This is a genomic window from Vibrio sp. FF266 (genome assembly GCF_041439695.1).
GTDB classification, from domain to species: Bacteria; Pseudomonadota; Gammaproteobacteria; order Enterobacterales; family Vibrionaceae; genus Vibrio; species Vibrio tasmaniensis_A.
Window position 1 is genome coordinate 28702 of record NZ_JBGOOO010000011.1, and the last position, 24864, is coordinate 53565.

Here is a 24864-nt window from a genome sequence, read left to right on the forward strand (position 1 = left end):
ATTGGACTTCTGACAGGATAATTACACAGTCAAAGCTAGAAAAAGCGTACGCTCACCCCCATGTATTTGTCATGATATTAAATAAGAGATTCATCGGATGAGCCAAGCTATCTGTCGACTGATTGCTGAAGAACTGAATGTTCGTTCAGAGCAAGTCACCGCCGCAGTCAACCTAATTGACGACGGTAACACCGTTCCCTTTATTGCCCGCTACCGTAAAGAAGTTACGGGTGGCTTAGACGATACCCAATTACGTAACCTTGATAGTCGCCTTTCTTACCTCCGTGAACTTGATGATCGTCGCCAAACGATTCTTAAATCGATTCAAGACCAAGGTAAACTCACGCCAGAACTCGAGCGTGATATCAGTCAGGCAGACAGCAAAACTCGCCTTGAAGATTTATACCTGCCATACAAACCAAAGCGCCGAACCAAAGGTCAGATCGCAATTGAAGCAGGCCTAGAACCTCTTGCCGATACGCTATGGACTGAACCACAGCACGACCCGGAAACCGAAGCAGCCAACTTTGTTAGCAGTGATAAAGGCGTTGCCGATACCAAAGCCGCACTCGATGGCGCTCGTGCGATCATCATGGAGCGCATTGCGGAAGACGCAAACCTGCTAGAAAAGATTCGCCAACACCTAACACGCAACTCAGAGCTAGTCGCTCGTGTCGTGACAGGTAAAGAGCAAGAAGGCGAGAAGTTCAAAGACTACTTCGAGCATAACGAAACACTCAGCAAAGTACCGTCTCACCGTGCGCTTGCTATGTTGCGAGGCCGAAATGAAGGCTTCCTAACACTGGCAATGAATGCCGATCCAGAGCAAGAAGAAGGTGTTCGTGGCTCATACTGCGAGAACATCATTTCTGATCACTACGGTATTACCCTAAGCAGCGCACCTGCGGATGCATGGCGTAAGCAAGTGATCAGTTGGGCATGGCGCATCAAGGTATCTATGCACATGGAAACCGAATTGATGGGCGCGATGAAAGAACGTGCTGAGATCGAAGCGATTGAAGTATTCGCCACCAACCTTAAAGACCTGCTAATGGCTGCGCCTGCTGGCCCTCGAGCAACATTGGGCTTAGATCCGGGTTTACGTACTGGTTCGAAAATCGCCGTGGTGGATTCAACCGGTAAGGTTCTAGCAACAGAAACCATTTACCCTCACCCACCACAGAAGCAATACGACAAATCTGCACACGTGGTTGAGCAGATGGTTCGCCAGTTCAATGTTGATTTGATTGCGATTGGTAATGGTACCGCTTCACGCGAAACAGACAGCTTTGTTGCTGATGTGATTAAGCGTGGCAACCTAACAGCACAGAAAATCATTGTTAGCGAAGCGGGCGCATCGGTTTATTCTGCTTCTGAGCTAGCGGCAAAAGAGTTCCCGAACATGGATGTCTCGATTCGTGGTGCGGTGTCTATTGCGCGTCGTCTACAAGACCCACTGGCAGAGCTTGTGAAGATTGACCCTAAATCGATCGGTGTGGGCCAATACCAACACGATGTGAGCCAAACCATGCTTGCTAAGCGCCTAGACGCAATTGTCGAAGACTGTGTAAACGCCGTAGGTGTTGATGTGAACACCGCGTCTGCCGCGCTACTTACTCGCGTAGCAGGCCTTTCTAGCACCATCGCTCAGAACATCGTGGATTTCCGTGATGAAAACGGTCGCTTTGAAGCCCGTACTACCTTGAAGAAAGTCGCTCGTTTAGGGCCAAAAGCCTTTGAACAGTGTGCTGGCTTCCTGCGTATCATGGATGGTAAGAACCCGCTAGACGCATCATCGGTTCACCCAGAAGCTTACCCATTGGTGAAAACCATCGCCGAGAAAAACCATAAAGACATCAAATCTCTGGTAGGTAACACAGACTTCTTACGTGGCTTACATGCGGTTGATTACACGAATGAAAATTTTGGTGTACCGACAGTAACCGACATCATCAAAGAGCTGGATAAACCGGGTCGAGATCCTCGTCCTGAGTTCAAGACGGCAACGTTCGCCGATGGCGTAAATAGCATGTCTGACTTAGAACCCGGTATGATCTTAGAAGGCGTGGTTTCAAACGTGGCTAACTTCGGTGCGTTCGTCGATATTGGTGTTCACCAAGACGGCTTGGTACACATTTCAGCACTGACCGATCGCTTTGTCTCTGACCCACGAGAAGTGGTGAAAGCGGGTGATATCGTGAAAGTGAAGGTGATGGAAGTGGATGTTCAACGTAAACGTATTGCACTAAGCATGCGCATGAAAGATGAGCCTGGACAAGATAACCGCGCACAACGTTCAAGTGCACCTCGCACACAAAACCGCCCGAACCAAAACTCACAAGGTGGACAACGCCGTCGTGAGGAACCGCAACAAAACGCGGCGATGGGCGGTGCTTTCGCAGCTGCCTTCGCTAAAGCGAAAAAGTAATCCGTTAGCTCGTCTGCAAAACGGATGTGCTTAAAACAGAAAACCTGCATCCCTTAGGGTATGCAGGTTTTTTTATTATGTGTTCAAAAAAGACATCGAAGCTTGGTTGGGTCATAAGTTTTCGACTTACAACACGACTAACATCTCTGATGGAGCATGAGGCGCAACAGCATGACCATAATGATATTTTATGACCTTACGTCGTTTCTCCATCTGTCCCTCCTGAATCGCCGCATCTAAAACATGCTTTGGCAGGCGGAAACGCATGGTATAGCCCTTTCCTTGATCAGCACTGTATGTTCTCAGAGCCAATAAGCTGAACAGCCTGTCAAAAGGATCTTGTGGCTTTTCATGGCTAACCGAATTGGCCTCTGACTCGTTCTCCATTTCATAACCTGGATGGTCTGAAGGATCCCAAGCCGACTGCTGCCTTCGTTTATCGTCTGATTTTACCTTACGCTCTGCATTGGTTCTCGCCAATGCTACTGCGGGAGCAACAGGTTCTCGGACTCTATTATCACGCGCAACTTGCTCTGTTTGCACATTAACGGACGGGGCGATTAGTGGCACACTTACTGCAGTTGCAGGTGACACAATCATCGCGAACTCTCCTCAAGAATCGCCCATCACTGTTGCCATAACGCTGTCGTACTGAGTCAGCACAACAGGCATAGCCCAACTTACCGCAATCAACTCATGAGAGAGTTAGGTCTGAGTATCATGCAATGCCTTGGTGTTATACCAATCGTAGTAAATAACTGCTCATCCTAGCTTGTTAAAATGCTCGATAACGGCGTTAGAACTTTTGATTGTAGAATAACTACTTATCAAAACTACTTGTCAAAAAAAAGCAGCCTTGTTCTCAAGCCTTTTTCCTACGCTATTTTTGAACACTTACAGTGATTGGTATTAGGTTATATATCGACCAATCCGGCAATAAATTTAGTGATTATTTTTGCGCGAAGCTAACTAGTTCACTGCAAAAGGCATCGGCTTCTGTCATAAACGGCGCATGTGAAGACTGCGTGAATATATATTGCTCGGTATGAGGCAGCGCTCTACCCAGATCTTTTGCTACCTTGATTGGCACCAATCCATCCAGTCGCCCGTATAAACGCAGCATAGGCACTGAAATCTCCGGCAGTTGTTCACGCAAGTCAACATCAGACAGCATCTTTAAGCCGGCCAATAAAGAATCAGGATTCGGAAGCGGACGAGACAGTACCGCTTGCTTGAGTTGTTTTACATCTTGCCTTGCAGAAGGGCTGCCCATGGCTTGCAGTGCCATAAAGCGTTCGATAGTGGTTTGGAAATCTTTAACCAGCTGTTCGGTAAATGCGCTTAATACGTTTGGCTGAATACCTCGCCATAACACGGGTTCTTTTGCAGCGGCGAATTTAGGAGAACTGGCAACAGTCACCAATTTGCTTACGTAATCTGAGTGATGCAAAGCCATGTGTGTTGCGACCAAGCCACCCAGTGACCAACCGACCCAAATAGCCTGCTTTGGAGCTTCGGCCAACAATTGCTGAGCTATCTCTTCAAGATCTTGAGCGTGGCAATGAGAACTGTGTCCATAGCCAGGAAGGTCAACAACATGCACTCGAAAATCAGCTTCTAACGCATCAACGGTTTGTTGCCATACCGCACCGTTCATTCCCCAGCCGTGAACCAACACTAAATCAGGCCCTTGCCCAGAAACATGCCAATATAACGTGTCACTCATTCTCGATATTCCCTACTTTTTCCATCAGCGATAATCCGCGCTTTTCAGTATTGTGAGTAAAAGGAACACCATAACCCAAAAGCATCACGAGCTATGTTATCCGATTGGCTACAAAAACACACACCACGTCTGGTCACACCTCAATGCGACCTGTGTAAGCTAGATAAGTCGCACAGCGATACTCATCCTAGATGGTGTAATTATTGTCTCAAACTCTTTGATCCAGTTCCTCGCTGCCAACGATGTGGTTTAAAAACGCTGCTCACAGTAGAGCAGTGCGGGCAATGTTTATCACAGCCTCCACCTTGGCATCGTCTCTATTGTGTTGGGGACTACACCTTTCCAACAGCACGTTACATTCAGCAAATGAAGTACGCCGATAAGTTTTGGTTTGCACGCGATCTGTCAAAGCTATTAGCTTCACGTATCGAACATCCTGCTTCGATGATCACCAGTGTCCCTCTGCATTGGCGTCGATATATTCATCGTGGCTTTAATCAAAGTCAGCTGCTCGCTAATTACACAGCTCAAGAACTTGGCGTTAAAGATGAGGTGCTGTTCCGTCGAATTCGCTCAACAGCTTCTCAGCAAGGGCTAACTAAATCCGCGCGATTACACAATCTAAAGAGTGCTTTTACGCTTAGAAAACAAGACTTTCATGGAAATATCCCCTCTCACGTCGCGATAATTGATGATGTTGTAACCACCGGCAGTACTGTGTATCAATTATGCCAATTACTACTTGAAGTAGGTGTGAAAAGGATTGATATTTACTGCATCTGCCGCACTCCTGAGCCCTCTGGATAGAAGCTGTGAATCGCTACTTGTACAGCAATCCAACAAAAAAGGGCTGAATTACAAGTCTGACAGGAGTAGAATGGCGCTAATAACCTACAAATCTACTCAGGTATTCGTCGTGTCAAATATTACTATTACAGAAACAGCTCAAACTCACTTTGCCAATCTGCTGTCACAGCAGCCTGAAGGTACAAACATTCGTGTGTTCGTGGTAAACCCAGGCACACAAAACGCTGAGTGTGGTGTTTCTTACTGCCCAACAGATGCTATCGAAGCGTCTGATACAAAACTGTCTTTCGAAGCATTCTCTGCATACGTAGATGAGTTAAGCCTGCCATTCCTAGACGAAGCTGAGATTGACTTCGTGACTGACAAAATGGGCTCTCAATTAACGCTTAAAGCACCAAACGCTAAAATGCGTAAAGTATCAGACGACGCAACTCTGATAGAGCGTGTTGAGTATGCAATCCAAACCCAAGTGAACCCACAGCTTGCTGGCCACGGCGGTCACGTTAGCCTAGTAGAGATCACTGAAGAAGGTGCTGCTATCGTTGCATTCGGCGGTGGTTGTAACGGTTGTTCTATGGTTGATGTAACGCTAAAAGAAGGCATCGAGAAAGAACTTCTTCAACAATTCGAAGGTGAATTGACAGCCGTTCGTGATGCAACTGAACACGATCGCGGTGAGCACTCTTACTACTAATCATGTTTACTACTAGGCACTTTACAACTAAGTGCTCCTACAACTAAGCACTCATACAGTCTTAGCCAGTAGGTAGTTAAAGATTCAATCAAAAGGTTGATGCGCAAGCATCAACCTTTTTTGTGTTTAAAACAGCAGAAGCACTCCTCAACCGTATATTTCCCGTTCAATGCCAACAATAGTGAGGCGTTACCATTTGCAGTAAGGTATTCAAGTGATCGCAATCGGTTCCTGCTCCAATAATTCTAGGATATGAAAGCTAGGATCTAGGAACTCACCGTCATTTCCCCTATATTAGAATGACTTTATAAGAAAGAATTCCAATGAGTTAAGGAGTGAGCGCAATGACAAAAAGGACCAAACCAGAAATTTTGGCTCAGCAAACTGTCGCTCAATCAAAACTGTTCTCTATCGAGTCTCTCGATTTACGCTTTTCAAACGGTGAAGAGCGCACTTACGAACGTATGAAGCCCAGCGGCCGAAACGCAGTCATGATGGTTCCGATTACTGAACAAGGCGATATTCTGTTAGTGCGTGAATACGCTGCGGGTACAGAGCGCTATGAACTCGGCTTCCCAAAAGGTCTAATTGATCCCGGCGAACAACCAAATGAAGCCGCCGTTCGTGAACTAAAAGAAGAGATTGGCTTTGGTGCCAACAAGCTTACTCCTCTAAAAGAAGTGATCCTTGCACCCTCTTACTTCTCTAGCAAGATGACGCTGTTTATCGCAGAAGAGCTCTACCCAGAGAAACTAGAAGGTGATGAACCAGAGCCACTAGACATTGTGCGCTGGCCACTTACTCAAGCCGAAGAACTGTTAACGCATCTCGACTTCTGTGAGGCTCGCAGTATTACCGCCCTACTATTAGCCCTTCGCGTATTAAACAATAATTAAAACAGTCAGAATCACTCGAAGAGTAAGAGAATATTTATGCCAATAACAAAAGATTTGTCTCACCTGCTGCCCTCTGTCATTGAGATTGCTCGCTCTGCTGGGCAACTGATCTTAGAAATCTACGAGAAAAAAGATTACGAAGAGTTTACCAAGAGTGATGATACGCCCGTCACTAGTGCTGATCTCGCCGCTCATAAACTGATCTCGAAAAAACTTAGCGAACTGACACCTGATATTCCGGTGTTATCGGAAGAAGCCGCTGATATCAGCCTAGAACAACGTTCTCAATGGGATCGCTACTGGTTGGTTGATCCGCTGGATGGTACGCAGGAGTTCATTGCAAGAAGTGGCGATTTCGCGACAATTATTGCCCTAATCGAACACAACAAGCCAGTAATGGGCGTGGTATACGCACCGGTTTCAGGTGTGAGTTATTACGCTTACAGTGGTAAAGGTGCATGGAAAATTCCAGACCTTAATGACAGCGTTAAAATCAAAACGCATCGTCACGAGCTGCCAAACCAATCGATCGCGATGGCAATCAGCCGTCGCCAAGACATCAATCGAATCACTAACCGTATGAGCTCTGCTTGGAACTACGACTTAGTTCCTCTTGGCTCTGCTGCGCTTAAGGCATGTTTAGTCGCAGAAGGTGCTGTGGACTGTTATCTACGTATTGGACCAACCGGAGAGTGGGATACCGCAGCAACCCAGTGCATTGTTGAAGAAGCTGGCGGACGAATCTTAAGTACCCAGTTAGAGCCGCTTTCGTACAATGAAAGAGAGACGCTTGAGAACCCGAACTTCATTGTGCTTGGTGATGCTGACTTACCGTGGGCAGAAATCTTACAAGGTAAAGACTAGGCTTGTTTGCTCTCTTTAACCGTCAGATATCCTCTAGATTCTCAGAACAAATAAAATGGGCACCTCATTGAGGTGCCCATTTTTTATATCTCGTTATTTGATAACCAACGGATGCTAGTTCAGAAGTAGATACCGGATTAAAAACGACCTTGGTAGGTAAACTGGTACTTACCTTGGCTGTCAGGGTTGCCCAACCACTTAAGCTGACTCTGCATCGCAGGTGGGAATTCAGCGCCCGGCTTAAACCATGCAGCCGAGGTGTAGCTTTGATTTGGCGTTACGCTCGCAGAAAACTCACTATCAACTTGAGCACTCTTCTGATTACCTTTCGCTGAAACAGTGCTGTTTTCACAACTGATGTCAGCAATCACAGGGCCAAAATCTAACGAGCCAACCGGAGAATCAACCGCAGCGCCCGACCAAGCCACGGTACCTTCGCCAGATTGACACCAAGGTTGAGCTTGAACAGCATGTTTGATAGTCAGTTCAACTTGTCCTGCAATAGACACTGGCACAGGGATAGCAGGCGCATACTTCACCACGTTACTAGCTGGCATTGATGCCACTAAGTTTTCCGCGTAAGCACCACTCATGCTATACCCGATAAGCCCTTTACCAGATAAGTTCATGTCGCTGTTACGTCCAAAGCGAACCGCAAGTTCTACTTTGGCTTGGAATAGCTTAGAGAACTGGAAGTCCCACTGCACTGAGCCGTAATTGACACGCTGCCACGCAATATTGTTAGCGCGACCTTGCCAAACCGTACCCTCAACACCTTCAATGCTTAAACCACGTACAACGGGCGCATGTTTGAGAACAAAAGAAGCCGGCAAGTGCAGCAACAAACTTACCGAGAAAAAAACGATAAAGATGCTGCTAAATAACAAACCATACTTAAAAGATAAACCGCGTTTCACATTAACCTCATTTAAACTGTAGTCGGTTGACGTCAATAACCCCAAGGCTATCAGAGCGATCAATATCCATAAACTCAACCTCAACACCCTGCTTTTCTTTCAGGTATGTCAGCCAATCAACAAATTGATTAAATGGCAAAGGTTTAATCCACACTTGCAGCATCTCGCCACGTGGTTGCACTCGTATCAATTCAATCTTGAAGCGACGCATAGATGCGGGCACGGATTGATTCAGAGGCTGACTAGCACTAATGCCACCATTGCCTCTTAGTTCAACCACCTCATTGGCTTTATTGGTAACCCAAGCCAGTAGTTGCTTTTCACTTTGAATGCGACTCTGTGCCAGTTCAGCTCGCTGACTGAGGGGCTGTATTAGCCCCCAATAAATGATACCTACTACCAATAAAATTGAGCAACCAACGACTAATCGTTGCTCTCTTTGACTTATTGAAGTCCACCACGCTTGGAGTGGCTCAATTATATTTCTCATCACTGATCTCCTTGCGCAGTTACTGACGGGGCTTAAGGGTAAAACTGCCAAATACGGCATCGCCATTACGGTTCAATGGCCCTTGTTCAACGGAAAACTTCTCTTCAAGTTTCACTTTAGCCGTCTCAAAATGTTGAAAATCAGCGCTTTTAGCTTGTAATCGAACTTCAGAGCGATTGCCATCATAGCGAATGCTTTCGACTTCGATCGATTTCACTTGTCCTAACGTTTCAGGCAGCAATGCTAACCAACCAAGTAAGGAGTCACCATCGCCTGAGCCACCGTATTTCTTAGCTTCGTCATTCATCTGACGCTTAAGGTAGCTTACTGTCGGAATTCGTTGTTTGCCTGGCAGAACGGCTCTAAAGATACGCTCACTCTCCATGCGATAGGCTTGTGCCTGTGCTTCGTATTGCTGCACCTTCAACACTTGTTGAGTCACAATCACGGCCACCAGCAAGCAAGCAGCAATCGCCACCTTCTGCCATACACGCCAATATTTACTGAAAGAAGATTTGGTTTTAAAGGTGCCCGTCAGTAAATTTACGCCGCTTGTGATCGCTTGTTGACTCAGCAAAGACATCACTAATTCCGCAGGCTTTGCTTGCCATTCCATACCGCTTTGCTGTTGTACATCGTCGCTCGGCATTGCGGTATAGCTGAAGATAGTCGTAGGTTGCTCTTCGTCGTCAGCCACAACCCAATCACTTTGCAAAAACATCGGTAACCATGCTTCGCTGATCGATACGGCTTGATAGTTACCTTGACGTTGAGAGTGACCTTGGCGCAATAACCAGTGCTGGTCGATTTGCAATGCACTGATGCCTTGATCTTCAACAGGCACGGCTAGTGTATCTGGTAGCACCTTACGGAAAATAATATTGGCTTTGCGAAACTGGTCTAAAGCTTGTTTTAACCATTCGCGATCTACACCACACACAGTAGCGTGCGTTGCATCTTTATCTAAAATGGTTAGATGTAAGTCTTCGATATCTTGTGCCACTTCGTCTTCTAACAAAAATGGCAGCATAGAGTCGAACTGGCGAGCAGCACCTTTCGGAATTTCAACACGCTTAATTAAGCACTCATTTCCCGGCAATAAAGCGATACAGCTACGCTTTTCAGCGTAAGGCGTTAACTCATCAAGCTGATCCCAGCTAGACAGCTCACCACTTGCTATCACTTCTTGTTGGCTTGTCGACCAAACCAACCACTGCACTGGGCTTTGTGGTTCGCTACTCAGTCGAACGGTCAGAAACTCGCTCACGGATTCCTCCAAAACGACGGCGTACTACCGTCACTGTTTCTCTATTACTACTATAGAAAAGCGTTCGTATACGTACACGAGACTGCTCAACTAATACCTCTGCATCTAGCTCAAAATAGGCGCTATCTACAGTTAAATATGCTTTCGCTTGTTTGCTGACTTCAGCACTCACACCAACAATAGCAGGCTCAGCCATAAACGCATCCACCGAATCCCAGCCATCAAATGGGCGCTTGTCTATCAGCTGTTTGGCGTCCGATTCACTTAGACCGGGTGCAAACATTGCTTCCAGTAAAGATGCCTGCTTTTCCGAGATGGTATTCACGTTTAATCGGAAATCATCAGTGGGCAAAGCGCAAATAAATGGATGTACCTTTTCCATTGCCTCACCAGAGACCTGATAAATGGCTCGCAACTCTGATTCATCCGCTATTAGGCCATTCGCCGCCAAATAAGCTGGCTTCATCGCCTCATAAGTGCTGTCTTCTACACCCGTCGAAGAGGTGGCTCGAGTATCAGAGTCCAGAAATTCCCAACTTGAATTTGCGATAACCTCAGCCTGATAAGGCTCCACATCTTGGTTTTCCAGTAAAGTTTGCCAAACCTTCACTAAATAAGGGGTTTGGTTACTTGATGTCGTCGTAATCCCAGCGAGCGCATTAAGATTGAAACAAGCCTGAGCATCAACGATACGCCCTTTAACTTGGCCATAATCCAATGGGTATACCTGCTCTTCTAACGCCCATGGCTGGCTTAAGTTCACCGTATCACTATCTTTATAGCTTTGCCTAATACCGTCTTGGACAAGTGCTTCTACACCAATGCTATACCAGTAAGCCTGTTGGTAATTCAGTTGATTGCCAACGCGTTTGAATTGCGTAAACAGACGCTCCGACATACTGCCAGCTATGGTTGCCATGATCGCCAAAAGCATCAGAATAATGATCAGCGCGACACCACGCTGTTTACGCCCCACAGCAGACCTTGTCAGTGCAGGCTTATTAGTTTGATGAATCATTATTCCCCTCATTACTGCCTGAAGAGTCACTGTTTGAAGAATCATCGACCTGATCTAAGGCGCCACTTGGTGTGAGATAAACACGTTCTATCTCACCGTAATCTTTCAGTGTCAGCTTAAGTCTCACCGCTTTAGGCAGTGATTTATCGGTTTGCCACTCTTTGCCCCAGCGGCTTCCGTCATAAAACTCGAACTCCAGGTTCTCAACATCATCAAGCAGAGGAGTAATCACACCTTGTTGGCCGGCAGGTGTATCGGGGTAACGCCACCATACACGCTCAAGCGTTTCCTCTTTTATGCGGTAGCCTACTTTGGTGACTTCTCCGCGAGGGAACTGCTGCTGTGGGTTGTGCCAACCAAGGCGAGTAAACATGATGCCAACACTGTCGGAATCCAGTAAATACTCTTTCATTAGGATCAGCTTAGATGATGCTTCTTCACCATTGGTACGAAATTGTCGTACCGCCATCTGGCGAAAATCATTATCTAAAATGACTAAACTGCGTTGCAGTTGATTTAAACGAGCACTGCGCTCAATAGAGAGTTCATTGCTTCGTTGGACCTGATTTACCACCTGATAAGCCGCCATGCTTAACGTGGAAAAGATGGCAATCGAGACCAAAACTTCGATTAAAGTAAAGCCTCTCCCTTTTGAAGATAGACCTTGTTTACGAGGCTCTCGCTTATTGGCGGACATGCTCTCGCTTGGCGACTTGCTCTTAGCTAACCACACGCTTTTAATTGACCACATAGCTGCGCACCGTGACCACTGGAGAAGCTTTCTTACTTGTTGCCGCACTCACATCAAACGCCTTTAATAAATTATCGCTGGTATCGATGGGAGTCACCTTCCAGAACCACTCTCTTCCTGCTAACTCTTGCGTACCCTGCGCTTTTTTAAGCTTCTCAGGATGCAGCATGACTAAGGCCATCTGGTTATCAACAACCATCGCCGCGAAGGTTTTTTCTTCTAGATAACTGAGGGTATTAATGTGTTGGGTGACAGCACGAATCACACTGATCGCCGCCGTAGCGAAGATAGCGAGCGCAACTAATACTTCAAGCAGAGTCATTCCTCGAGAACCAAGAGGCATACCACGAGAACGATAAGGAGAACGGTTATTCCTCTTCATCTTCTTCTCCCGGCTCTAGCAGTCGAATCACACCATTATCCAACACTCGAATACGCCAACCATCTTGTATGGTGTCTCCGGTATTTGGATAAAACGACAATACAAATGGCGTCATTTCAGCACTCGACAAAATGTATATCTGAGGTGGCTTGGGCTTTTTTTCCTCTTCAAGATCCGCAAACATATCTTCATCAAACAAGCTTCCGGGATTGAACAGACGATCATCGTCTTCCCATGCGCCACCACCTAAAGTCAGTGACAACGCGAGTTCTTCCGGTAATTCAGTTGAAGAGGGGATTTTTTCAAATTCGACGTCTTGCCAACCTTCTGACTTAAGCGCCATCAGAACGTAAGTCGATTTCTTTTCATCGACACGAACGCCAAAATCCAAGCCACTCAAAATAGCCTCTTCATTGAGTAATTGAACTCGTTGATAGAAGCTTTGAGCGTATTTTTTAGCGACATCTTTGCTATTGGTCGGAATAGTCGCGATCACCGCGACCGCCGTTACTGACAGTAATACCAACACCAAAAGAATCTCAATCAAGGTGAAACCTGGCTGTGTTTGCTGAGTTTTCACCTTGTAGACTCCATCTGTTTACGTCCTACCATCAATAACGTATCAACTAACACGAACTGTTCAATCAACAGGAACTTATCAAGCGACAATAAGCCAAAGCTTATTGGAAATCCTGCATGTTCCAGTTACCGATATCCGCAGCGATACCTTCACCGCCTTCTTGGCCGTCAGCACCAAGCGTAAAGATATCGATAGTACCGTTATCACCTGGGCTTAGGTATTGATACTCATTGCCCCATGGGTCGTTAGGCAGACGCTTAATGTAGCCACCGTCACGGTAGTTACGAGGCTCTGGACTGCTTGGCTTAGAAACCAATCCATCAAGGCCTTGATCCGTTGTTGGGTAAACACTGTTATCCAGTTTGTACATATCTAGCGCGTTCTCTAGCGCCACGATATCCGTGATGGCTTTCTGTTGATCCGCCTTCTCTTTGTTACCCAAAAGGTTAGGAACAACAAAGCTGGCTAAAACACCAAGAATAACCACAACAACCATCACTTCCAATAGAGTAAAGCCTGACTGTTTTTTCATTTTATTTTTCATTATTTTCTCCAAATTACAGATAGCGAGTTGAAGGTAATAATGCCCTTCTTCTCGATAATCCAAAAACTAACGTCTGATGAGCAGTACGTTATCCACTCATTAAATTGTTCATTTCAAGCATCGGCATCAGTGTCGCCATCACGATAAACAGCACCAAACCGGCCATCAACGCGATAAGCGCTGGGGTGAAAATGCCTAACGCGATATTAACCGTCGACTCAAAGCTTTGGTCTTGGTTATCTGCCGCTCTTGTCAGCATCTGTTCCAACTGACCACTCTGCTCACCACTGGCGATCATATGCAGCATCATCGGTGGAAAGAGTTTGGTTTGATCCAACGCTTTACGTAAGCTTGCGCCTTCTCTAACACTGTCTGAAGCCTGTAATACTTGTTGTTTCACATGTTGATTCGACATCACATCAACCGCGACCTTCATCCCTTCAAGGATTGGAATCGCACTCGAGGTACAAATTGAGAGTGTTCGTGCAAAACGAGAGGTATTGATCCCTTTCGCAATCTTGCCGATCAGCGGAATACTCAATAGTTTGCGATCCCAGCTCATGCGAACACCCGACTTTTTGAGCGCGGTCTTAATCAACACAATCACACCAATGATCAACAACAGTAATTGGATGCCCCAATTCTGGATAAATTCACTCGATGCCAATAAAAATTGTGTCGACTGAGGAAGCTCTTGGCCCATTTGGATAATAGGCTCGACGATCTTAGGTACCACGGTTGCCAACAGGAACGAAACAATCGTCACCGCAAACACCACCAGCACCACAGGGTAGATCATCGCTTGTAGCAGCTTAGAGCGCATCTTCTGACGATTTTCTGCGTAATCGGCCAGTCGCTCCAATACCGCATCTAAGTGACCAGACTTCTCACCCGCCGCAACCATGGCCCTAAACAGTTCATCGAAGATGTGTGGATAATCAGACAAGCTATCCGCTAGCGAGTAACCTTCTGTCACTTTAGATCGGACTGCCAGTAACATAGTTCGAATACGTGGCTTTTCAGACTGCTCAGCGACCGCTTTCAAGCACTCTTCTAGCGGCATGCCTGATTGAACGAGCGTGGATATTTGACGAGTAATCAACGCAAGATCTGGCGTGCTGATACCACGCTTAAAGCTGGTCGAAGGCTGAGTACCTTTCGCATTTTTCGCCTTAGCTTCGGTCATCTCAACCGGCATTAAACCTTGTTCTTTTAAACGTTGGCGAGCCTGACGAGCATTATCCGCTTCAATCGAACCCTTTTTGCTCTTACCTTTGGCATCCAGCGCTTTGTATTCAAATGCCGCCATACTAGACTTCCTTAGTCACTCGCATCACTTCTTCTAAGGACGTTACCCCTTTCAGAACTTTGCTCAAGCCATCATCTCGAATACTTGGGGTTGTGCCACGAATCGCTTTCTCAATTGCCTGTTCTCCAGCTTCACTGTGAATCAGCTCTTGTACCGAATCGTCAATCATCAGTAGCTCATGAATACCGGTACGACCTCGATAACCTTTATGGCCACACTCTTCACAACCTTTTGCATGGTAAAGTGTGAGGCTCTCTTTCTTCTTCATACCAAACAGCTTTTTCTGTTCTTTATCGGCTTCGTAAGGTTCTTTACAGTCGTTACACAGAGTACGAACCAAGCGCTGAGCCAAAACACCCAGCAGAGAAGAAGAGATCAAGAAAGGTTCAATGCCCATATCACGCAGACGCGTGATCGCACCGATTGCCGTATTGGTGTGAAGAGTCGACATGACCAAGTGACCCGTCAAAGAGGCTTGAACAGCGATCTCAGCAGTCTCTAAATCACGGATCTCACCAATCATTACCACATCGGGATCTTGACGAAGAATCGCACGTAAGCCGCGCGCAAAGGTCATATCAACCTTAGGGTTTACCTGTGTTTGACCAATACCATCAATATCAAATTCGATTGGGTCTTCAACGGTAAGGATGTTGCGTTCGTTACTGTTGAGTTCTTGCAGGCCAGCGTACAAGGTCGTTGATTTACCCGAACCCGTAGGACCGGTAACCAAGATAATACCGTGTGGGCGCTGAATAAGTTTACGGAAGTTCTCGTGGTTCTCTGCCGTCATACCCAAACTGTGTAGATCTAGGCGAGTGGCGTTTTTATCCAACAGACGCATTACCACACGTTCACCGTGTGAAGAAGGCATGGTAGATACACGCACATCAACCGCTCGGCCACCGATACGTAGAGAAATACGACCGTCTTGTGGCACGCGTTTTTCCGCAATATCCAGCTTAGCCATAACCTTGACACGCGAAACCAACAGCGGAGCCAACTTACGGCTTGGTGCTAATACATCGCGCAGCACACCATCAATACGGAAACGGATCGACAGTGACTTTTCGAAGGTTTCGATATGAATATCCGAAGCGCCTTCTTTAATCGCCTCACCCAACATCGCATTAATTAACTTGATGATCGGTGCGTCGTCTTCTGATTCAAGCAAGTCTTCGTCTTGTGGCAACTCTTCCGCTAACGAGAAAAAGTCGTCATTGTCGGCACCAATATCTTCCATTAACTGTCGAGCTTCCGACGAGTCACGCTGATACGCGTCCGTCAGTTTTTTATCAAATTCGTCTGCGCTGATCGCTTGTGGCGTGAAGCCATTTTTCACAACACGGCTCACTTCAATGATCGCCGCCGATTTCAGAGGTTCAACATAATAAAGTACTGGCGCGCGCTCCGGGTGCTGATATTCCAACACCATCTTGTAGCGATTCGCAAAGCTAAACGGCAAGCGCTGATAAGTACGTGCCGCCCCTACCAATTCAGCCATTATTCTGCTTCCATTTGATCGATGAAGGCTTGGATTTCAGCAGGATGATTCATGCTATCGCCAAACTTAGGAAGTACTGGAATATTATCGTTATCCATCAGTTTCAAGCCTTGCTCTGCCTTGTACAGTTGCTCAGCACGGATAAAGTTGTATTTGCGTTGTGTGATACCATCTGCAGTCATGCCATCCCGAATAATGGTTGGCTTGATAAATACCATTAGGTTCTTTTTCTCAACCTGAGTACTGGTTGATTTGAACAGGTGTCCAAGAACAGGAATATCACCCAAGAATGGGACCTTAGACTCACTCTCCAGTGCACGCTCGTCAATCAAGCCCCCCAACACCAGCATTTGACCATCTTGAACAATCACTGACGTATTTAGCTGACGCTTAGCAAAACGAACATCTACGGCCCCGTTTGCCCCTAATACGTTCGATACTTCTTGTTCTATTTGCAGTTGAACCGAGTCACCTTCATTGATTTGTGGCACCACTTTAAGCTTGATGCCCACTTCTTTACGTTCAACCGTTTGGAATGGGTTGTCGTTACTTGAACCCGCTGTCGAACCGGTTAAAACAGGAACCTCTTCACCAACGATAAACGACGCTTCGCCGTTATCCATCACCGTAATACTTGGAGAAGACAGAATGTTTGAGTTTGAATCGGTTGCTACCGCACTGATCAAGGCAGTCCAGTCACCCATGACCACGCTCATAGCTGCACCATTAACACCAGACAGTGCAGAAGCCAAGGTTGAATAGTCACCCTTTTTTGTCGTGGTTTCATTACGTAGGAACTTATTATCCTTATTGTAAATAGCTTTAGTTGTTGTCGAGTCTTTTGCTTCTTCTAGACCTACCATCACACCGCCAATCGATGCACCGGTATTGCTGTACTGAATCATGGCACCCGTTTCTAGGTTGCCCCACTGCACACCTAGGTTAACGCCGTCACCTTCTGCCATTTCAACAATTAAGGCTTCAATCAAAACTTGAGCACGACGGATATCGAGTTGAGCGATCACTTCTTGCAGCGCGTTCATGATGTCTGGCTGTGCGGTAATCACCAACGAGTTAGTATCGCTGTGAGCCGAAATCATCACTTGGTTGCGCTGCGATGAACTGCCTTTGGTTGACGTTTGTTTCTCTGATTGCAGGTTGTCAGACACGCCTTTCAGCACATCAACTAAGTCTTCCGCTTTTGCGTATTTAAGGTAGATAACTTGGTTGTTACCCTTAGTCGCCATTTCCACATCAAGCTGTTCAATCAACTTTCTTAAACGACTGCGTACTTTAGGGTCGCCTGAGATAAGAATTGCATTGGTACGCTCATCAGCAACTAATTTAGGCTGTAGGAAAGCAGGGGTGTTTTTAGCATCTGTGGTTTTGCTTAATGCATCGACAATGCGCACCATCTCCGCGGCGGAAGCATTTTTCAGTTCAACAACTTCGATCTCTTTATCACCAGCTTGGTCTACACGCTTGATGATTTCAGCTAAACGGTTTACAACCGCCGCTCGGCCGGTAATCAAGATGATATTTGCAGGATCGTAGTGCACCACGTTACCCGCGCCCGCGTTGTCATTCAGTTGACGAAGCAGAGGAGATAGCTCACGAACCGAGACATTACGAACCGTAACAACACGTGTCACAACGCTGTCGCCTGTGATCGAATCACGGTCGCCAACAACTGGGATTGCCGAGGTTTTTGAATCTTTCGCTTTGATGATCTTAAGAACACCCGAGTCCATTTCAACGACTGCATAGCCGTACACTTCTAATACGTTTAGGAAGAAGCTGTAATATTGCTCTTCATTGAGTACGTCGTAGCTACGTACATCGATTTTTCCGCGCACCGAAGGGTCGACGATGATCGTCTTCTCTAGATTACGACCAACAATATTAATAAACTCTTGAATATCAGTGCCTTTAAAGCTGGCACTAAAATCACTCGCGATGGCGGCGGGTGTGCAGATCAAGCTTCCTGCCAATAACCATGCACTTTTCTTAAACCAATGCTTCACGTACTTCTCCTACACTTTCGTCCTTCGTTAGACGCAAAGTTTTAAAATTCAATAAACACTTCATGTTGTTGACCATCTCTCTCGACGACGAGATTTAGCTCTGTCAGCTCTGAGATAGAACGGAATATGTTGCCCATAGCGGCGGGGTCAGTCAGGTCTTGACCATTTAACTGAGTAGCAATATCTCCGTTTTGGAGCCCTACTGAGTTAAAAAGTTCTGAATCTTTGCCAGGGCTCACACGATAACCAATAACGCTATCGTCGCGCTTGACCTGAGACAGTCGAACATATTGGAAGATTTGTTGCGGATCTTTCATTATCTTCGCTTTAATTTCATCTAGCTTTTGCTCTGCTGAAGCAGGGTTATTACCACGAACCGAAGAAGAAGCGCGAGGTGGCGCAGGGGCTGAGACAGCTAAACGCTTGTACTCAATACCTTCAAGCATCAAGGTTTCGTCTCGACCTGAGTTATCAATAATGACACGGTCGACTAATACGGCTTTAAGCTTAGCTCTAGTGCCTTCTATCTCTTCATTAATTCCGTAGGTCGCCTGCGTACCGCGATTAGCGATCACCGCCAAGCTCCGTTTTGGATTAGAACTGGCAACAGCACCGACCAAAACTAGATTTAATCGTGTCTTTGGCGCATCTTGGATAACTTGCTGTTCAACCACAACTGGCGTGGTTGGGTTATAGGCACCAAAAAGGTTGCTCCGCTGCAAAGAAGAGATATCAAGGGTCGATTGAGGAGTAGAAGACGATGAAGCTGTTGCTTTCCAAGGCACGACGGTTTGCTCAGCAGGTTCAATAAACCATGCAAGCTGTCCTAAAATCCATGCGGAAGCTGCAATCAACATACAACACATCGCTAGGCTTAGTTTCTGCTGAAGTACAAATCCATTTTCTAATAAGCGGCTCAACACAGGAGAATTTCCTGCGCGATTCTTGAGCTCTAAAAAGTTCACTTTCCTTGCCCCTTTTCATGACGACAAATGCTGCAAATCATTAAACTTTCAGCTTTTTTATTCATTCGTTCGATACCAAGCTTATTTAAGCATAAGATCCTGAACTATATCATAGCAAATCTATAAAGCGGCATTACATGGCTATTTTGTATTATGACTTGAAAAAAATGCCAACCGCCTCCACTTTAAGCTTCTACTTAATGTAATTAAAAGCATGTTGCGCACTGTTCATTACAGTTAAACCGCATTCATTTCTCACTTAATAAGGCACAGCCCTATATGAAAACTACTAATGAAGCTGTCAGACTCGATAAATGGTTGTGGGCAGCTCGTTTTTACAAAACCCGGTCTATTGCTCGCAATATGGTCGATGGTGGCAAAGTCCACTATAATGGTCAGCGCAGCAAGCCAAGTAAAATTGTCGAACTTGGAGCAGTGATTACCCTGCGCCAAGGTAATGAAGAAAAGACGGTGACAATCGAGAAAATCTCGGCCCATCGTGGTGGAGCTCCTATAGCTCAAACCCTCTATGAAGAAACCACCGAGAGCTTGGCAAAGAGAGAAGAGTTTGCAACACAACGTAAACTGAACGCTCATAGCCCAGCACCAGAACGTCGCCCAGATAAAAAGCAACGTCGTGACATCATCAAGTTCAAGACTCAATAAGCTAGAAGGAATAGCCAAATGGCCAACCCAATGTCTACAAGTAATGTTTTAAATCGCTACCTATTTGAAGACCTATCAGTTCGTGGTGAATTGGTACAAATGGACGAAGCATACCAACAGATTATTTCTAGCAAGGAATACCCAGCGCCAGTACAAAAGCTGTTGGGTGAGCTACTGGTTTCAACGACGCTACTAACAGCGACTCTAAAGTTTGAAGGCTCTATCACGATGCAACTGCAAGGTGATGGCCCTGTATCTCTAGCTGTTATCAATGGCGATAACGATCAGAAGATCCGTGGCGTTGCTCGCTTTGATGGTGACATTGCCGACGACGCTGGCCTGCACGATCTAATAGGTAAAGGTCACCTAGTGATCACTATCGATCCTAAGAAAGGTGAGCGTTACCAAGGTATCGTTGGTCTTGAAGGTGACACTTTAGCTGAAGTCCTTGAAGGTTACTTCGCAAACTCTGAACAGCTAAAGACACGTCTATGGTTGCGCACGGGCGAGCATGAAGGTAAAGCACACGCTGCTGGTATGTTGCTACAAGTGATGCCAGACGGCACTGGTACGCCAGACGACTTCGAGCACCTAGAGCAGCTAACTGACACAGTTAAAAATGAAGAGCTATTCACTCTAGAAGCAAACGAACTGCTTTACCGTTTGTACAACCAAGAGAAAGTACAACTGTTCACACCACAACCGGTTGAATTCTTCTGTGGTTGTTCACGTGACCGAAGCGGTGCCGCTATCATTACTGTCGCTCAAGAAGAGATCTACGACATTCTTAGCACGGAAGGTAGCGTTGCTCTACACTGCGATTACTGTGGCACAAACTACTCGTTCGACAAGAATGATGTTGACGCTCTGTATGCAGAAGCAGCAGATAAAGGCAGCAATACGGTTCATTAATTTACGGCGTACCAAAAACACGTAATTTACCCCAAAAAGGTCAGCGCAACGCTGGCCTTTTTTGTGATCAAAATATCGCAAACTCCGTAACATCTCGTAATAAAATCACCTCTTAATTTTAATCAATTAATAATGTTCTCTCCTCTAGCGCAAAGGTTTGCGTACAGGATAGACTAGTCAGGCCAATATGTGATGAGGCGCTTAAAACCCCATGGTTAATATGGATATTTTTTGAGCTATATCCCTGTTTCCCCCGAGCCTCGTTGCTAGCATGGTGAGCAGATAACAATAAAAAATTAATACAAAATCCCTACAAAATATCCTACAAGGAGCACCTATGACCGTTATGGAACATACTAAGGCTGCACAAATTGATCTAACTAAGCACGGACTGACTGGCGTTACTGAAGTTCTTCGTAACCCTAGCTACGAGCAGTTATTCGTTGAAGAGACACTGCCAGGTTTGGAAGGCTACGAAAAAGGCGTAGTAACGGAACTAGGCTCTGTTGCGGTTAACACTGGTATCTTTACTGGCCGCTCACCAAAAGATAAGTACATTGTTAAAGATGACACCACGCGCGATACCATGTGGTGGTCAGATCAAGGCAAAAACGACAACAAACCGATTACAACTGAAGTATGGGATGAGCTTAAAGAGCTTGTGACAACTCAGCTATCTGGCAAGCGCCTGTTTGTCATTGACGGTTACTGTGGTGCTAACCCTGATACGCGCTTAAGTGTACGTATTATCACTGAAGTAGCATGGCAAGCGCACTTCGTTAAGAACATGTTCATTCGTCCAACAGACGAAGAGCTAGCAACGTTCGAACCTGATTTCGTGGTAATGAACGGTGCTAAAACAACTAACCCTAACTGGGAAAAGCAGGGTCTCAACTCTGAAAACTTCGTTGCTTTCAACCTAACAGAACGCGTTCAAATCATCGGTGGTACTTGGTACGGCGGTGAGATGAAGAAAGGCATGTTCGCAATGATGAACTACCTACTTCCTCTGCAAGGCATTGCTTCAATGCACTGTAGTGCTAACGTCGGTGAAGAAGGCGATGTGGCGATTTTCTTCGGTCTATCAGGCACAGGTAAAACAACCCTTTCAACCGACCCTAAACGTGAGCTAATCGGTGATGATGAGCACGGTTGGGATGACGATGGTATCTTCAATTTCGAAGGTGGTTGTTACGCCAAGACCATTCGCCTATCTAAAGAAGCAGAACCTGAAATCTACAATGCAATCCGTCGCGATGCGCTACTAGAAAACGTAACGGTTCGTGGCGATGGTTCTATCGATTTTGATGACGGCTCAAAAACCGAGAACACTCGTGTTTCTTACCCGATTCACCATATCGACAACATCGTTAAGCCAGTATCAAAAGCCGGTCACGCTCAAAAGGTTATCTTCCTGACTGCTGATGCATTTGGTGTGTTACCACCTGTTTCTAAACTGACTCCAGAGCAAACGAAGTACCACTTCCTATCTGGCTTCACTGCGAAACTAGCAGGTACAGAGCGTGGTATTACTGAACCAACACCAACGTTCTCTGCGGCATTTGGGGCGGCATTCCTAACTCTTCACCCAACTCAGTACGCTGAAGTACTTGTGAAGCGTATGGAAGCAGCTGGCGCTGAAGCTTACCTTGTGAACACTGGTTGGAATGGCACTGGCAAACGTATCTCAATCCAAGATACTCGTGGCATCATCGACGCTATCCTAGATGGCTCAATCGACCAAGCTGAGACTAAGGTTATCCCTATGTTTAACCTAGAAGTACCACTAGCGTTGCACGATGTTGACCCAGCGATTCTTGATCCACGTGACACGTACACTGACCCACTACAATGGGAAAGCAAAGCGAAAGATCTAGCAGAGCGTTTCATCAACAACTTTGATAAGTACACAGACAACGCTGAAGGTAAGTCACTGGTTGCGGCTGGCCCTCAACTGGACTAACCCAACATCTGCTCGGGCCAAGCTAAAAGCGAACGCCCAATTTAAAGTGATATTTTTGTAGCAAGCCCCTCTTTTGAGGGGCTTTTTTGTTGCTGCTTGTCCCTTTTTGTTCCACTCTGTTTTGAGACGATTGAAATTTAAGGCTTTCAGGGAATGAAAAAGGTATTCATGGTGTTCGGCATTGCGTTGGCTATCGCCGTTGCAACTATCGCAGCATTGCTATTAAGCCTACAAACCCAATACCGTACGGATATTACTAACTTTTTTATCAAACATGCGATTGAACAACGTGTGCTCATTGAAGATGTTGAGTACCAGGCGCCTTATCACATCACCTTAATGGGCATTACCCAAAGCCAACCTGAAAAACAAACACCGCTGTATATCGACAAGATTGACCTTTGGTTCAGCTCCAGCTCGATTACGGAGGCCAAACTGGTCTTTGAATCTGTTTTGATCAGTGGCCTACAGTTAAAAGCCGACGACCTAGAAACGCTCACCTCTTTATTTACCCAGCCAAGCATTAAGATCCACCAGCTGGCCATCAACAATCTCGACTTTTCAACCCCAGACTTTAACGCGCGAGGCATCGACCTTCAGATCTCCGACCCAACGTGGAACAACGACAACTCACTTCTACCTTATGGAAAAACCCAACTTTCTGCCTCACAGCTGTATTGGCAAGGCGAAGCGTTCGATAACCTGTTGATTGACCTAGATCTTAAACCAAGTGATAGCACCCTGTATGGCGCTTCGTTTGACTGGCGTGGTGCCAAAATTTCTGGTCAAGCAGAGCAGTATCAGCAAAATTGGTCGTTGGTGAATGTGACCGTCGATGGCTTACGACTCAATCAGAAACAAACCCAAAACCTACTATGCAAAGAGTGGGATGTAGCAGGCATTCAGATCAATCACATCAATAGCTTAGATATTCTGCGTAGCGATGTAGAGTGGCAAGACGGCCACCTCGCAGCTTTTGATGCCTCACTAGAAAATATCCAACTGCCTTTTGAGCTGTGGAAGCAACAGAAAGCCATTTTCTCTCTGCAAGCAGAGGGAGTGACCATTGATGATGACATGTTCATAGAGCCAAGTATCAAGCTCAATTTAGATACGAACCAGATTCTGATTGAAGATTTCTATACTCAATTCCTACAAGGCACTGTTCAACTTAATGGCGAAGTAACCCCTAGCAGCATTCAATTAGCGCAGCTCGACCTGCAAGGCATAAAGTGGATTACGGAAAGCCAAGATAGCCCTCCACCCGCCACTCGCTTGATACCTTGGCTCACGCAGCTCCAGAATGTCGAAATTAGCCGAATTAACATAGAACGCAGCCAACTTATCCAACTCGCACAAAAGCCTTACTGGCAGGTCTCAGGATTACATATCGAGGGGTATCAAGTTCAACTTCTACAAGATAGAAAGCTAGGTCTGTGGCAAGGAAAGCTGATGGCCAGCGCGAATGATGCCAGCTACCAAAACATTATTAGCGCTCAACCAGTGGTTGAGATGAATAGCGAGCAAGGAAAATGGACGCTGACACGCCTATTTGCACCATTAAAGAATGGGTATATTGAAGCGAATGCTACTCTCGACTTTAACCAAATCAGCAAGCCGTGGAGTATAGATATCTCTGTCGATGGCTTGCCTATCTCGCCAATGTTGCAACAACTGGAATTACCGCTCGACGCAACCGGTTATGGCGAGTTTGAACTTCAAGCTGCAGGTTTATACGGCGATTCATTAATGCTCGGCTATTCCACAACAGGTCAACTCACTGGTAGCGTTCGCCAAGGTGTGATGACCTTTAATGATAAGCTTTCTGAAACATCGACTGATAACGTATTTGAAATCCCAGAGCTCAATGCGAATTTTGACCGTGGACGCTTCACACTTGAACCAGTGCACATTATTGGTGCATCGGCAGCAGAGCAAAGCGAACAAAGGATTCAAACGTTAAATGGCGAAATTTCTGGAGAGCTCGACTTGCTAAAAACCGAGCAACACACTCTCTCTATTTCACTATCCGACCCATGCCACCAAATATCAGGAAAGCTCACCCAAGCTGAGTATTCCGAGATTAACGACTGCCAACAAAAAAGCGCCACTCCACAAGAGTAGCGCCTTCTATCTGTATCTTTATCTGCTAGCCAT

At 46.1% G+C, this 24864-nt stretch carries 23 protein-coding genes; 9 read left to right on the forward strand and 14 right to left on the reverse strand.

What is annotated here, in order from left to right; genetic code table 11:
* Positions 1-97 precede the first annotated feature (97 nt).
* The gene (locus ACED59_RS10765) at positions 98-2428 is read left to right on the forward strand and encodes a Tex family protein (protein WP_017099270.1); all 2331 of its coding nucleotides are present in this window, start codon (positions 98-100) and stop codon (positions 2426-2428) included.
* A 126-nt stretch (positions 2429-2554) separates the two neighbouring features.
* Here ACED59_RS10765 and ACED59_RS10770 read toward each other — a convergent pair whose 3' ends face one another.
* Together ACED59_RS10770 and bioH are read right to left on the reverse strand one after the other, a co-directional pair.
* Complete coding sequence (locus ACED59_RS10770; protein ID WP_009848010.1) at positions 2555-3028, reverse strand: hypothetical protein; 474 nt, start codon at positions 3026-3028, stop codon at positions 2555-2557.
* Between the two features lie 349 nt (positions 3029-3377).
* Positions 3378-4154 carry a pimeloyl-ACP methyl ester esterase BioH gene (gene bioH / locus ACED59_RS10775; RefSeq protein ID WP_017099269.1) on the reverse strand — a complete coding sequence of 259 codons (777 nt, stop codon included), beginning with the start codon at positions 4152-4154 and terminating at the stop codon, positions 3378-3380.
* A gap of 93 nt (positions 4155-4247) precedes the next feature.
* On the opposite strand from bioH, the gene ACED59_RS10780 reads away from it, so the two are divergent.
* The 4 genes from ACED59_RS10780 (at position 4248) to cysQ (ending at position 7415) form a co-directional block, all read left to right on the forward strand.
* Positions 4248-4961 carry a ComF family protein gene (locus tag ACED59_RS10780; protein WP_012603014.1) on the forward strand — a complete coding sequence of 238 codons (714 nt, stop codon included), beginning with the start codon at positions 4248-4250 and terminating at the stop codon, positions 4959-4961.
* Between the two features lie 109 nt (positions 4962-5070).
* Positions 5071-5655, forward strand: a complete 585-nt coding sequence (gene nfuA, locus ACED59_RS10785) for a Fe-S biogenesis protein NfuA (protein WP_009848013.1) — start codon at positions 5071-5073, stop codon at positions 5653-5655.
* Positions 5656-5999: 344 nt separating this feature from the next.
* A complete protein-coding gene (nudE, locus tag ACED59_RS10790; RefSeq protein ID WP_029224088.1) occupies positions 6000-6551 on the forward strand; it encodes an ADP compounds hydrolase NudE in 552 nt (183 codons plus the stop codon).
* Between the two features lie 36 nt (positions 6552-6587).
* On the forward strand, positions 6588-7415 hold the full coding sequence (gene cysQ, locus ACED59_RS10795) for a 3'(2'),5'-bisphosphate nucleotidase CysQ (protein ID WP_009848015.1): 828 nt from the start codon (positions 6588-6590) through the stop codon (positions 7413-7415).
* 137 nt (positions 7416-7552) lie between these two features.
* Here cysQ and ACED59_RS10800 read toward each other — a convergent pair whose 3' ends face one another.
* From ACED59_RS10800 to gspC, 12 genes are all read right to left on the reverse strand, one after another.
* Positions 7553-8332 carry a type II secretion system protein N gene (locus ACED59_RS10800; protein ID WP_009848016.1) on the reverse strand — a complete coding sequence of 260 codons (780 nt, stop codon included), beginning with the start codon at positions 8330-8332 and terminating at the stop codon, positions 7553-7555.
* Positions 8333-8339: 7 nt separating this feature from the next.
* Entirely contained in the window at positions 8340-8822 is a 483-nt protein-coding gene (locus tag ACED59_RS10805; protein WP_009848017.1) for a type II secretion system protein M, read from the reverse strand.
* A gap of 19 nt (positions 8823-8841) precedes the next feature.
* A complete protein-coding gene (gene gspL, locus ACED59_RS10810; protein WP_017099266.1) occupies positions 8842-10089 on the reverse strand; it encodes a type II secretion system protein GspL in 1248 nt (415 codons plus the stop codon).
* Entirely contained in the window at positions 10058-11107 is a 1050-nt protein-coding gene (gspK, locus tag ACED59_RS10815) for a type II secretion system minor pseudopilin GspK (RefSeq protein ID WP_017099265.1), read from the reverse strand. Before gspK ends, gspL begins: the two co-directional genes overlap by 32 nt.
* The gene (gene gspJ / locus ACED59_RS10820; protein ID WP_017099264.1) at positions 11091-11858 is read right to left on the reverse strand and encodes a type II secretion system minor pseudopilin GspJ; all 768 of its coding nucleotides are present in this window, start codon (positions 11856-11858) and stop codon (positions 11091-11093) included. Before gspJ ends, gspK begins: the two co-directional genes overlap by 17 nt.
* Positions 11845-12240, reverse strand: coding sequence for a type II secretion system minor pseudopilin GspI (gene gspI, locus ACED59_RS10825; RefSeq protein ID WP_009848021.1), 396 nt, complete (start codon positions 12238-12240; stop codon positions 11845-11847). The genes gspJ and gspI overlap by 14 nt, the downstream gene beginning before the upstream one ends.
* Positions 12227-12820, reverse strand: coding sequence for a type II secretion system minor pseudopilin GspH (gene gspH, locus ACED59_RS10830; RefSeq protein ID WP_017099263.1), 594 nt, complete (start codon positions 12818-12820; stop codon positions 12227-12229). Before gspH ends, gspI begins: the two co-directional genes overlap by 14 nt.
* A gap of 100 nt (positions 12821-12920) precedes the next feature.
* Positions 12921-13364, reverse strand: a complete 444-nt coding sequence (gspG, locus tag ACED59_RS10835; protein WP_009848023.1) for a type II secretion system major pseudopilin GspG — start codon at positions 13362-13364, stop codon at positions 12921-12923.
* 88 nt (positions 13365-13452) lie between these two features.
* A complete protein-coding gene (gene gspF, locus ACED59_RS10840; RefSeq protein WP_017099262.1) occupies positions 13453-14673 on the reverse strand; it encodes a type II secretion system inner membrane protein GspF in 1221 nt (406 codons plus the stop codon).
* Position 14674: 1 nt separating this feature from the next.
* Complete coding sequence (gene gspE, locus ACED59_RS10845; RefSeq protein WP_009848025.1) at positions 14675-16177, reverse strand: type II secretion system ATPase GspE; 1503 nt, start codon at positions 16175-16177, stop codon at positions 14675-14677.
* Positions 16177-18201 carry a type II secretion system secretin GspD gene (gene gspD, locus ACED59_RS10850; protein WP_017099261.1) on the reverse strand — a complete coding sequence of 675 codons (2025 nt, stop codon included), beginning with the start codon at positions 18199-18201 and terminating at the stop codon, positions 16177-16179. The genes gspE and gspD overlap by 1 nt, the downstream gene beginning before the upstream one ends.
* A gap of 41 nt (positions 18202-18242) precedes the next feature.
* The gene (gspC, locus tag ACED59_RS10855) at positions 18243-19166 is read right to left on the reverse strand and encodes a type II secretion system protein GspC (protein ID WP_017099260.1); all 924 of its coding nucleotides are present in this window, start codon (positions 19164-19166) and stop codon (positions 18243-18245) included.
* 279 nt (positions 19167-19445) lie between these two features.
* Between gspC and hslR the strand changes: the two genes are divergently transcribed.
* From hslR to ACED59_RS10875, 4 genes are all read left to right on the forward strand, one after another.
* The gene (gene hslR / locus ACED59_RS10860) at positions 19446-19832 is read left to right on the forward strand and encodes a ribosome-associated heat shock protein Hsp15 (protein ID WP_012603005.1); all 387 of its coding nucleotides are present in this window, start codon (positions 19446-19448) and stop codon (positions 19830-19832) included.
* 18 nt (positions 19833-19850) lie between these two features.
* Positions 19851-20744 (forward strand): Hsp33 family molecular chaperone HslO, encoded by an 894-nt coding sequence (gene hslO / locus ACED59_RS10865; RefSeq protein ID WP_009848029.1) that lies wholly within the window; start codon positions 19851-19853, stop codon positions 20742-20744.
* Between the two features lie 337 nt (positions 20745-21081).
* A complete protein-coding gene (gene pckA, locus ACED59_RS10870) occupies positions 21082-22707 on the forward strand; it encodes a phosphoenolpyruvate carboxykinase (ATP) (protein ID WP_017099259.1) in 1626 nt (541 codons plus the stop codon).
* Between the two features lie 153 nt (positions 22708-22860).
* Positions 22861-24831, forward strand: coding sequence for an AsmA family protein (locus ACED59_RS10875; protein ID WP_017099258.1), 1971 nt, complete (start codon positions 22861-22863; stop codon positions 24829-24831).
* Positions 24832-24864: the final 33 nt, after the last annotated feature.